Below are 10,461 nucleotides of genomic sequence, written 5' to 3'. Positions count from 1 at the left end.
CTCTACCAACTGAGCTATTCCCGCATCAAAAACGGCATACTACCTGACAACTTACAAAATTGGAGCGGGAAACGAGATTCGAACTCGCGACCCCGACCTTGGCAAGGTCGTGCTCTACCAACTGAGCTATTCCCGCATATTTTGCAATTTGCTCACACCGGTTCAGATTTAAAATCTATCTCGGTATGGGGAGCGCATTATACGAAAAATTCATTTTCTGGCAAGCCCTCCGGCACGAAAAAATGAATTTTTTTATTCAACCGCCGATAAAAACGGCAAAATTACGATGAAATACGCAAAACAGCAAACACCAGACGCTTACCGGACAAAAATCATACAGCCCGGAATCACCCAGCCGGGCTTACAACCGGATAAACGTATCACGGTAATAAGCGAGCTCAGCAATTGACTCGCGGATATCATCCAGAGCCTGGTGGGTATTTTTCTTGGTAAAGCCATCCAGCACCTCAGGTTTCCAGCGGCGGGCCAGCTCTTTCAACGTACTGACATCCAGATAGCGATAGTGAAAATACTGCTCCAGCAGCGGCATATAACGGAATAAAAAGCGACGATCCTGCCCTACACTGTTTCCGCAGATAGGCGAAATACCCTTTGGTATCCATTTTTCCAGAAATTCAATTGTTGCCTGCTCCGCCTGTGCATCAGAAAAACGGCTGTCACGTACACGCTTAACCAATCCACTGGCGTTATGAGTTCGCACATTCCATTCATCCATTAAAGCTAACTGCTCATCGGACTGATGCACCGCCAGAACCGGTCCCTCGGCCAGAATATTCAGGTTGGCATCCGTGACAATCGTGGCAATTTCGATAATCCGGTCGCGCTCAGGATCAAGCCCGGTCATTTCCAGATCAATCCAGATAAGGTTCTGTTCGCTATTCTGTTCACTAACAGTCATTTTATATCCTATAGTTTATCAATAGATCTGCGCCAACCGATTGAAGGATGACGCATAAAATTTATGGTGTATTATAGCGGTTTACCGGTCTGTCTGCGAGTCAGCACACAGGCCGCACCTTCAAATATAGTATACAGACAGACGAGGTTTCGTTGGCTAAACAAAAACTTTCCAAAGGTCAGGAACGGCGTGTTCAGGCGAATCAGCAACGGACACTGCGCCGGGAGCGGAAACCTGAACCTGATGACAGCCTGTTCGGTGACGCCCTGGAAGGGCTGGTTATCAGCCGGTTTGGTCAGCATGCCGATATTGAAGCGGCCGACGGCACGGTACAGCGCTGTAATATGCGCCGCACCATCAAATCCCTGGTGACCGGTGACCGTGTGCTTTGGCGCCCTGCGCTGAAAAATGCCGAAACCGGACGTGTAAACGGCATTGTTGAAGCCGTACACGATCGCCGGTCTGTGCTGACCCGTCCCGATTTTTATGACGGCATTAAACCTATTGCCGCAAATATTGATCAGATTGTCATTGTCTCCGCGATTTTACCGGAGCTGTCACTCAATATCATTGACCGTTACCTGGTTGCCTGCGAAAGGCTGGGTGTCGAGCCACTTATCGTCCTGAATAAAATTGATCTTCTGGATGACGAAAGCCGTGTCCGGGTCAATGAATTAATGAACATCTATCGTAATATCGGATACCGGGTTCTGGAAGTATCGGGTCACACCGGTGAAGGGATGGATGCGCTTGTTGCCGAACTGGCAGGCCGGATTTCTATTTTTGCCGGTCAGTCCGGCGTGGGTAAATCCAGCTTACTGAACACATTGCTGCCGGAAATGGATGACATTCTGGTTAATGATGTTTCTGATAACTCAGGGCTGGGACAACACACCACAACCGCCTCACGTCTGTATCATTTTCCGCATGGCGGGGATGTGATTGACTCTCCGGGCGTGCGTGAATTTGGTCTGTGGCATCTGACACCGGAACAGGTCACTCTCGGGTTTACCGAGTTTCGTGAATATCTGGGTCACTGTAAATTCCGCGACTGCAAACACGGGGACGACCCCGGCTGCGCTCTGCGGGATGCTGTGGAAAAGGGTAAAATCTGCAAAGAACGCTTTGAAAATTATCACCGGATCCTGGAAAGTATGGCCCAGGTTAAACCACGCCGTAACTTTACGATCGGTGAAGACTGACAAGCGCAATAAGCACAGGTACAATAGCCCCCTTTTGTTCAGATTTCGCCGGAAAAACCGGCTGACAGCAAACAATACCAGAGGTTGATGTGCTGGATACTCTTAAAATAAAATTACAATATTTATTGCCTAAACAGTGGCTTACTCAACTGGCGGGCCGTTTTGCCAATAAGAAACTTGGCTGGCTGACACAACTGGTTATCAAGGCATTCGCCAAAGCCTACAAAGTGGATATGAATGAAGCGAAAGAGAGCGCATTTATCGCTTACAGTACCTTCAACGAATTTTTTATCCGCACACTAAAAGAGGATGTCCGCCCGGTCGTAAAAGGCAGCGATACACTGGCACTGCCGGCTGACGGAACCATCAGCCAGCTCGGGCTTATCCGCGACGATCAGATTTTACAGGCAAAAAAACACAATTATTCGCTGGAAGCACTGTTGGCAGGTAACTGGCAGTTAGCTGACCTGTTCCGTAACGGGCAGTTTGCAACCACTTACTTATCACCGCGTGACTACCACCGTGTCCACATGCCGTGTGACGGACATCTGCGCGAAATGATCTATGTGCCGGGTGACCTGTTCTCTGTAAACCCGTTAACGGCGACAAATGTACCAAACCTGTTTGCCCGTAACGAGCGCCTGATTTGTGTGTTTGATACCGACTTCGGCCCGATGGTGCAAATCTTGGTCGGTGCAACCATTGTCGGCAGTATGGAAACCGTCTGGTGCGGTATGGTGACCCCGCCGCGTGAAGGCATTATCAAGCGCTGGACGTATCCGGCCAAAGACAGTGTCTGCGCGGTTAATCTGAAAAAAGGGGAAGAAATGGGGCGCTTTAAACTCGGCTCCACGGTCATCAACCTGTTTCCGGCAGATACTGTCACACTGAACAGCGCACTGGCAAACGGGGTCTCAACCCGTATGGGCGAACTGATGGCAACCCGCATCAGCGCCGACAATGAAACGCAGACGCCGGAAGAAACCGTCGCTGACTCACAACCGGACGCCACTGCGACCAACTGAGGACTCTCCCCTGTGCGCCTGATCATCTCATTTTTACTGGCGGTTTTTCTTCTCTCCCCGCTGACTGCGGCTTACGCGGCAACGGATATTGATGAACCACAGATACGCCGGGAATTAAAACGGATTGAAAGCAGTAAAGATCCGAAAGATATTGAGATGGCACAGGCGCTGCAGGCGACCCTTAACTGGCTGACTGACAGTAAAGCGGCTGACGCCAGAGCACAGAGCTACCAGGACACCATTGATAATTTTCCCCGGCTGGTCAGAGAGTTGCGCCAGCAACTGCTGGAAGAGAGTGATTCACCTGCCAAAATTCTGACCACGCGTCCCATCACCGAGCTTGAGCAGCAATCTATTCAGCTCAGCGGACAGTTACTGGAGCAGGGACGATTATTACAGCAGGAACAGGATAAAAACCGCGAAATCAGTGACTCCCTCACTGTTTTGCCGCAGCAGCAATCCGAAGCCCGCCGCCTGCTGAATGAAGCCGCCAGCCGCCAGCAAAGCTTAAATATCCCGCTGACACCGCTGGCAGAAGCGCAGGCAACGCTCGCACTGGCTGAAGTACAGGCACGTAAAGCCACCGTCAATGAACTCGAACTCGCACAACTTTCGGCCAATAACCGCCAGGAACTGACCCGCATCCGCCTTGAATTACTGCGCAAGCGCTATCAGCGCCTTGATCTTGAGCTTCAGCAACTGCGCAGCGTTCTCAATGGTAAACGCCAGCAGAAAGCAGAACTGGCGCTTGAGCGCACCGAACTGCTTGCAGAGCAGGCAGGCGATTTACCGCAATTTCTGATGTCGCAAATTGAAACCAACCGTGCACTCTCGCAGGATCTGAATAATCAGGCCGCACACATGAGTGAGATTGGTGATATGCAGCGCCAGGCGGCTAATGATATCCAGAAAGCGCGTCAGGTTCTCGGTACCATCCAGGAACAGGCACAGTGGCTCAACGGCTCCACCGCTCTCGGGGAAGCATTGCGGGCGCAACTGAGCCGTCTGCCGGAAATGCCGAAGCAGCAAAAGCTGGATAAAGACATTACAGACTTACGTGTCGAGCGCCTGAAATATGAAAATATGCTCGATGCACTTCCTGCTGAAACTGAAACCGATTCACCACTGATAGCCTCTTTTCCGCAAAATCAGGCTGAACTTTATCATCAGCTGATTCAGAGCCGCAAAGAGCTGCTCAATTCCCTGCTCTCCGGCTATGACACCGAAATTCTTGAACTGACAAAGCTTAAAGTCGCGACCAGTCAGCTCAGCGATGTGCTGATTGAAGTGCGTGACGCAACCCACCGTTATCTGTTCTGGGTCGCTGATGCCACGCCGGTTTACCTTAATTATCCGATTGAAGTACTGCAAAGTCTGAACAAACTGCTCTCGCTGGATACTCTGGCGCAACTGGGTGGTGCGTTCAAAACCATGTTCTCCTGGCAGAACAGGGAAATTTCACTGTATATCATCAGTACACTGCTGCTGGCGTTTGTCGGTCTGAACTACCGTCGTCACTATCAGGCATTTTTAGACCGCACCAGTCAGCGTATCGGGAAAGTGACCCTCGACAGATTCTCTATCACACTGCGCACACTGTTCTGGTCAGTACTGGTTTCACTACCGCTGCCGGTGCTCTGGTCTGCTATCGGCTACGGGTTACAGAACGCTTGGCAGTACCCGATTGCAAAAGCGATCGGTGACGGTGTAAGTGCAACCACCCCGGTTCTCTGGCTCTTTATGTTCTGTGCAACCTTTGCCCGTCCGAACGGCTTGTTTATCGCACAGTTCCGCTGGCCGGAAGTGCGGGTCAAACGGGTCATGCGCTTCTATCAGCTCTCTATTTTTGTCATTGTGCCGCTGATGATGGCGATGACAACATTTGAGCATTTCAATGAGCGCGAATTTGCACCAACCCTCGGACGTCTCTGCTTCCTGTTGCTATGTGTGGCACTGTTTGTCATCACCAGCAGCCTGCGCCGGGCGGAAGTTCCGCTTTATCTGGATCGCCACGGCAGTGGTGATAACGTCATCAGTAAAGGGATGTGGTGGCTGCTCCTGCTGGCTCCGGTTGCCGCGGCACTGGCAGCGCTTCTGGGTTATCTTGCAACCTCGCAGGCCCTGCTCGGACGCCTGGAAACCTCTGTCGCAATCTGGTTTATGTTGCTGGTTGTATACAATATTATCACCCGGTGGATGCTGCTTCAGCGCCGTCGTATCGCCTTTGAGCGCGCCAAACAGCGCCGTGCGGAAATTCTGGCACAGCGTGCCAAAAGTGATGATGACAGCAATGTAAACAGTAATGCCAACAGTGCCGAAGGTGTTATCGAAATTGAAGAGCCGGTGATTGACCTTGATACCATCAGTGCGCAGTCGGTCGGGTTAGTCCGCTCAATACTGACGATGATAGCGCTGGTCTCCTGTATTCTGCTGTGGTCAGAATTGCATACCGCCTTCTCCTTCCTGGAAAATATCCGGCTGTGGGATGTCACCAGCAGTATTAATGGCGTGGATACCCTCCAGCCGATCACACTCGGATCAATCTTTGTCGCCATACTGGTGATTATTATCACCACTCAGCTGGTGCGCAACCTGCCGGCACTGCTGGAGCTGGCTCTGTTACAGCATCTGGATCTGACACCCGGCACCGGTTATGCCATTACCACGCTGACCAAATACACCATCACCCTAATCGGCGGAATTGTTGGTTTCTCCCTGATCGGGATCGAATGGTCGAAAATGCAGTGGTTTGTGACGGCAATGGGGGTCGGGTTAGGCTTCGGGTTACAGGAGATCTTCGCGAATATCGTGTCCGGTCTGATGATCCTGTTTGAAAAACCGATCCGTATCGGTGATACCGTTACTATCCGTGACCTGACCGGCAGCATCACGCGGATCAACACCCGTGCCACCACCCTGACCGACTGGGACCGCAAAGAGATAATCGTGCCGAACAAAGCCTTTATCACCGAGCAGTTTATCAACTGGTCGCTCTCTGACACGGTGACCCGTATTGTACTGACTATTCCGGTGCCTGCTGATGCAAATCCGGAACAAGTGACCATTCTGCTTCTGGTGGCGGCGCAGGATTCTCCGATGATCCTCGACACTCCAAGCCCGGAAGCCTATCTGGTTGATTTACAACAGGGAATTCAGATATTTGAACTGCGTGCCTATGCTGCAGAAATGGGGCACCGCTTGCCGGCACGCCATGAGATCCATCAAAGCATTCTGCGCAGCTTCGCAGAAAACAACATTATTCTGCCGTTCCCGCCATTTGAAGCGCGTGTGGATATGGTGGGTAATATTCTGCGCAGCGGCACTAAAAATCTCTCCGGCCGTAATCCGATGAGAAAGTCTGGCGGGTTGTAATTTAACAAAAAAAGCCGGTAATCACCGGCTTTCTTTATCACTTATAAATAATGATCCACACCACCATGGTGAGAGCAGGTACCGCGCCCTGTCGATGTTGAATAAGAGCCGTCTCTGCACACAGCCTTTATATTAGGGTCATCCGGATCGTCTGTAATATACGCAAGCGAATTAAATGAAAAAACTAAACATATAAAAAATAGTATTTTTTTCATCTGATATTTCCTGACTACCACACATTAATAATACCGAATCACTCTTTATCATATTATTATTTTTATCAGACCAACCGCTATCTGCAGCTGATCTGTTTACTCAATGTACCTGAGTATTTTGTTAAATCTCACGACCATTATCACAAATAACGGTATGTACTGACCAAACAGTGAAGATTACGGATATTCCTGATTCAGCTTATCCAGCGCCATACCAATCTGTTGCTGCATCTGAAATGACTGCGCACTTAATTGCTTAAATTCATCGCCGGGATTTGTGAGATCAAAATCCGGTTTTTTGACCGCATCATACATTCTTTTTGTCAGCATAATATTACTGATAATTTGGGTACGGATATCCTGTACTTCTCCACTTTTGAACGTCAGCCCCATAATCTCACCTTCAATGGCAGATTGATTTTCAAAATTTTTAAGTAATATCTCTTTTACTTTTTCCGCGTCATTTTTCACCTTATTTATTTCAGCTAATAAACGACTGTTCTCACTGTTTGATTTATTAATTATCGCATTTAATAACGCTAAATCGGCCTTAATATCTTCAGCATTGGCGGAAGATAATTTCCCCGGCTTTACCTGCCAGTTTCCGGCCGGCACTGAAGCAGAAACAGATGCAGTATCTTTCGGTTTAGTATCTTCATTATCACAACCGGCAAGCAGCAGTAACATAATGCCCGATACTGCAAATGCAATTTTGCGTTTTTTATACATATACAGCCCTGATTATTTATTAAAATTCATAGAATTACAGCGTATATCATGTTCATGATTAACACTGAACATGTCCGCCGGTATCTGTTACTGTGATATTTAAAGTTAATTGTATCTCAATGATCCTGTTTATATATCAGAATACGTTATCCGATACTATAGGAATAAATAACGGTCTTTTTTTTTCTGTGAAGTAGATATACAGCCAGAAAGATGAAGTACATTCATCCAAAAACAGACAATTTACACATAATATTCGATATAATCGCCATATCTAATAGTCATTATCATTTACAGTGTGATAGCTCACTCAAAATAATGGGGGTTATATCCCCTTACTCCTTCAATTTGCAGATTTGTCAGCGGCGTGGTGCCTGCCGGGTCAGATAGTTTATTACCTTATAAAATAACCTCTTACCTTAAATTCATAAACTAACAATACCTCTGGTTTTTATTTTCTGTGCTAAATAGAGTTTTTTGCGATGCATTGCCCTTAAAAGAGAACTTTTTTCTATATCCCCCTATCCTTCAGTGTTCATAAAGCATTATTTTTTCTCTTACATATCCACTATGATAGTAGGTATAACAAAAAACCTGCTGATAACAAAAAATTGTTAAATAATAAGTTGTTTAAATCGCATTTATTTAAAAAAACATTGTCTACGATTTAAATATTAAGGGTGTTACTTATGGCGATAATATTGACCAATTCCGCACCTGAAAGGGCCGGAATGACGGATGAACAATGGCAGGCAGCAATTAAATTTGATGGCACCGATGCCGGCTGGGTAATAATGAGTATTGGTATGGCTATCGGCGCAGGAATTGTATTTTTGCCGGTTCAGGTTGGCTTGATGGGATTATGGGTTTTCCTGCTCTCTTCCGTTATTGGTTATCCGGCAATGTACCTGTTTCAGCGTTTGTTTATTAATACACTGGCAGAATCACCTGAGTGTAAAGACTATCCGAGTGTCATTACCGGTTATCTGGGCAAGAACTGGGGAATTTTATTAGGCGCACTTTACTTCATCATGCTGGTTATCTGGATGTTCGTTTATTCCACCGCCATCACAAATGACAGCGCATCATATTTTCAGACATTTGGTGTTACTGAGGGATTACTGTCTGACAGCCCCTGGTACGGACTGGTACTGATTTGTATTTTAGTCGCTATATCCTCCCGTGGCGAAAAATTATTATTTAAACTATCAAGCTTTATGGTGCTGACAAAACTCTTTGTTGTCGCAGCACTCGGTATTTCAATGATCGGAATGTGGCATCTGTATAATATTGGTGCGTTACCACCGACAGGACGCTTAATTAAAGAAGCTATCATTACACTGCCTTTCACACTGACATCTATTCTGTTTATTCAGACACTCAGTCCGATGGTGATATCATTTCGCAGCCAGAACGTTAACCGCGAAGTTGCACGTTACAAAGCACTGCGGGCAATGAATATCGCCTTTGCTATTCTGTTTTGTACCGTCTTTTTCTATGCCGTGTCATTTACCCTGGCAATGGGTCATGAAGAAGCCGTCAAAGCCTACGAGCAAAATATTTCTGCACTGGCGATCGCGGCTAAATTCTTTCCCGGCGGCTGGGTAACTGTAGTGAGTGTTATGCTGAATATTTTCGCTGTAATGACCGCTTTCTTCGGGGTTTACCTTGGCTTTCGTGAAGCGACACAAGGTATTGTGATGAATATTCTGCAACGTATGATGCCTGCTGATCGTATTAATGAAAATTGGGTGAAAAACGGTATTATGTTATTTGCAGTACTGCTCGCATGGGGAGCTATTATTCTCAATGCACCGGTATTACGCTTCACCTCAATATGCAGCCCGATTTTCGGTATGGTCGGTTGCCTTATTCCTGCGTATTTAGTCTATAAAGTCCCGATGCTACATAAATATAAAGGCACATCGCTTTACCTGATTATCTTTACCGGTATTCTGTTATGCGTGTCGCCATTCCTGGCATTCTCCTGATTACAGAATAAAAAACCGCTGAGGTATATCCTGCCTCAGCGGTTTTATTTGTATACCCTTATCCATTCAAACCGCAGGTTCGTTGGCCGCACTCAACCAGCCGGGTCACATACTAATGTATGCTCCCCGTCTGTTTTCCCTTGCCGCCTTCCTGCATCTTGAATGACGTTGGGTACAGATAAATTATGACTGCGGATATAAACGACGCAGATAATGTGCAACTGCATCATCGGCATTTGAGCCGATAACTTCCATCTCCGGCAGAATATCTTTCAGACGCTGATGTGCGCCGGCCATAATACAGCCCTTTCCTGCCATCTCCAGCATTTCCCGGTCATTCATACCGTCACCGAATGCAATACAGTCATCCAGCTTTTTACCCAGAGACTCTGCGACCTGCTGAAGTGCCTCACCTTTGGATACACCGCCTGCCATCACTTCCAGACAGCTGCGCAGAGAGAAACTGACATTTACCCGGTTGCCGAAACGCACGCGGATTTTAGCTTCCAGCGCCACAAGTTTTTCATGGTCGTCACAGGTGAAATAAACTTTACAGACCTGATCAACCGGAAAATCATGCCGGTCGAATAATTCGTACATAAACACGGATTCCTGAAAAAACTCTTTCTGTTCAGGGCTTTCGCGGTTGATAAACCAGTTATCACCGCGATAGTAGTTTGTCAGAAGATCCGGGTTATCAAACTCCATCAGGCACAGCTCGCGGACCACATCCGGGTCCACATCATGACTGAAAACCAGCTCGCCTTTCGTGTTATGAACACGCGCGCCGTTGGAGGTTATCATAAAGGCATCAATGCCGAGAGAATCACGGATCTGCGCCACATCAATATGATGGCGGCCTGTGGCAAAAATGAAATTAATGCCGCTATTGATAGTCAGGAGACGAAGCGTTTCCTTTGTATATGGGGTTAAACTGTGTGCAGGTGATAACAGTGTTCCGTCTAAATCCGAAGCAACTACATGATACATATTCAAGATTTCCTGGAT

8 protein-coding genes and 1 tRNA gene are annotated in these 10,461 nt (G+C 47.4%); 4 read left to right on the top strand and 5 right to left on the bottom strand.

Annotated elements, in window-relative coordinates; all coding sequences use genetic code 11:
• Positions 1-60 precede the first annotated feature (60 nt).
• A tRNA-Gly gene (locus tag AYY17_RS08185) sits at positions 61-136 on the bottom strand.
• Positions 137-361: 225 nt separating this feature from the next.
• Complete coding sequence (gene orn, locus AYY17_RS08180) at positions 362-919, bottom strand: oligoribonuclease (RefSeq protein WP_067422861.1); 558 nt, start codon at positions 917-919, stop codon at positions 362-364.
• A 152-nt stretch (positions 920-1,071) separates the two neighbouring features.
• On the opposite strand from orn, the gene rsgA reads away from it, so the two are divergent.
• The 3 genes from rsgA to mscM all read left to right on the top strand — a co-directional run bounded on the left by rsgA (position 1,072) and on the right by mscM (position 6,518).
• Entirely contained in the window at positions 1,072-2,121 is a 1,050-nt protein-coding gene (gene rsgA / locus AYY17_RS08175) for a small ribosomal subunit biogenesis GTPase RsgA (RefSeq protein ID WP_067400867.1), read from the top strand.
• An 89-nt stretch (positions 2,122-2,210) separates the two neighbouring features.
• Positions 2,211-3,146 (top strand): archaetidylserine decarboxylase, encoded by a 936-nt coding sequence (asd, locus tag AYY17_RS08170; protein WP_067422859.1) that lies wholly within the window; start codon positions 2,211-2,213, stop codon positions 3,144-3,146.
• 12 nt (positions 3,147-3,158) lie between these two features.
• Complete coding sequence (mscM, locus tag AYY17_RS08165; protein WP_067422857.1) at positions 3,159-6,518, top strand: miniconductance mechanosensitive channel MscM; 3,360 nt, start codon at positions 3,159-3,161, stop codon at positions 6,516-6,518.
• Between the two features lie 41 nt (positions 6,519-6,559).
• Here mscM and AYY17_RS21180 read toward each other — a convergent pair whose 3' ends face one another.
• Together AYY17_RS21180 and AYY17_RS08160 are read right to left on the bottom strand one after the other, a co-directional pair.
• A complete protein-coding gene (locus AYY17_RS21180) occupies positions 6,560-6,733 on the bottom strand; it encodes a DUF3761 domain-containing protein (protein ID WP_082981334.1) in 174 nt (57 codons plus the stop codon).
• 177 nt (positions 6,734-6,910) lie between these two features.
• Complete coding sequence (locus AYY17_RS08160) at positions 6,911-7,462, bottom strand: hypothetical protein (protein ID WP_067422855.1); 552 nt, start codon at positions 7,460-7,462, stop codon at positions 6,911-6,913.
• A gap of 689 nt (positions 7,463-8,151) precedes the next feature.
• Between AYY17_RS08160 and AYY17_RS08155 the strand changes: the two genes are divergently transcribed.
• Positions 8,152-9,453 carry an SLC5/6 family protein gene (locus AYY17_RS08155; RefSeq protein WP_067422853.1) on the top strand — a complete coding sequence of 434 codons (1,302 nt, stop codon included), beginning with the start codon at positions 8,152-8,154 and terminating at the stop codon, positions 9,451-9,453.
• A 183-nt stretch (positions 9,454-9,636) separates the two neighbouring features.
• Here AYY17_RS08155 and yigL read toward each other — a convergent pair whose 3' ends face one another.
• The gene (gene yigL / locus AYY17_RS08150; RefSeq protein WP_067400856.1) at positions 9,637-10,443 is read right to left on the bottom strand and encodes a sugar/pyridoxal phosphate phosphatase YigL; all 807 of its coding nucleotides are present in this window, start codon (positions 10,441-10,443) and stop codon (positions 9,637-9,639) included.
• Positions 10,444-10,461 lie beyond the last annotated feature (18 nt).

This window comes from Morganella psychrotolerans (genome assembly GCF_001676055.1).
In the GTDB taxonomy this organism is placed as follows: domain Bacteria; phylum Pseudomonadota; class Gammaproteobacteria; order Enterobacterales; family Enterobacteriaceae; genus Morganella; species Morganella psychrotolerans_B.
This window is presented reverse-complemented; position numbering and strand designations above follow the sequence as displayed.

What these genes read in the sequence shown, in the direction of transcription:
- AYY17_RS08160 (WP_067422855.1), bottom strand. Translation starts at nt 7,462, where the DNA reads ATGTATAAAAAACGCAAAATTGCATTTGCAGTATCGGGCATTATGTTA.
- orn (WP_067422861.1), bottom strand. Translation starts at nt 919, where the DNA reads ATGACTGTTAGTGAACAGAATAGCGAACAGAACCTTATCTGGATTGAT.
- AYY17_RS08155 (WP_067422853.1), top strand. Translation starts at nt 8,152, where the DNA reads ATGGCGATAATATTGACCAATTCCGCACCTGAAAGGGCCGGAATGACG.
- AYY17_RS21180 (WP_082981334.1), bottom strand. Translation starts at nt 6,733, where the DNA reads ATGAAAAAAATACTATTTTTTATATGTTTAGTTTTTTCATTTAATTCG.
- yigL (WP_067400856.1), bottom strand. Translation starts at nt 10,443, where the DNA reads ATGTATCATGTAGTTGCTTCGGATTTAGACGGAACACTGTTATCACCT.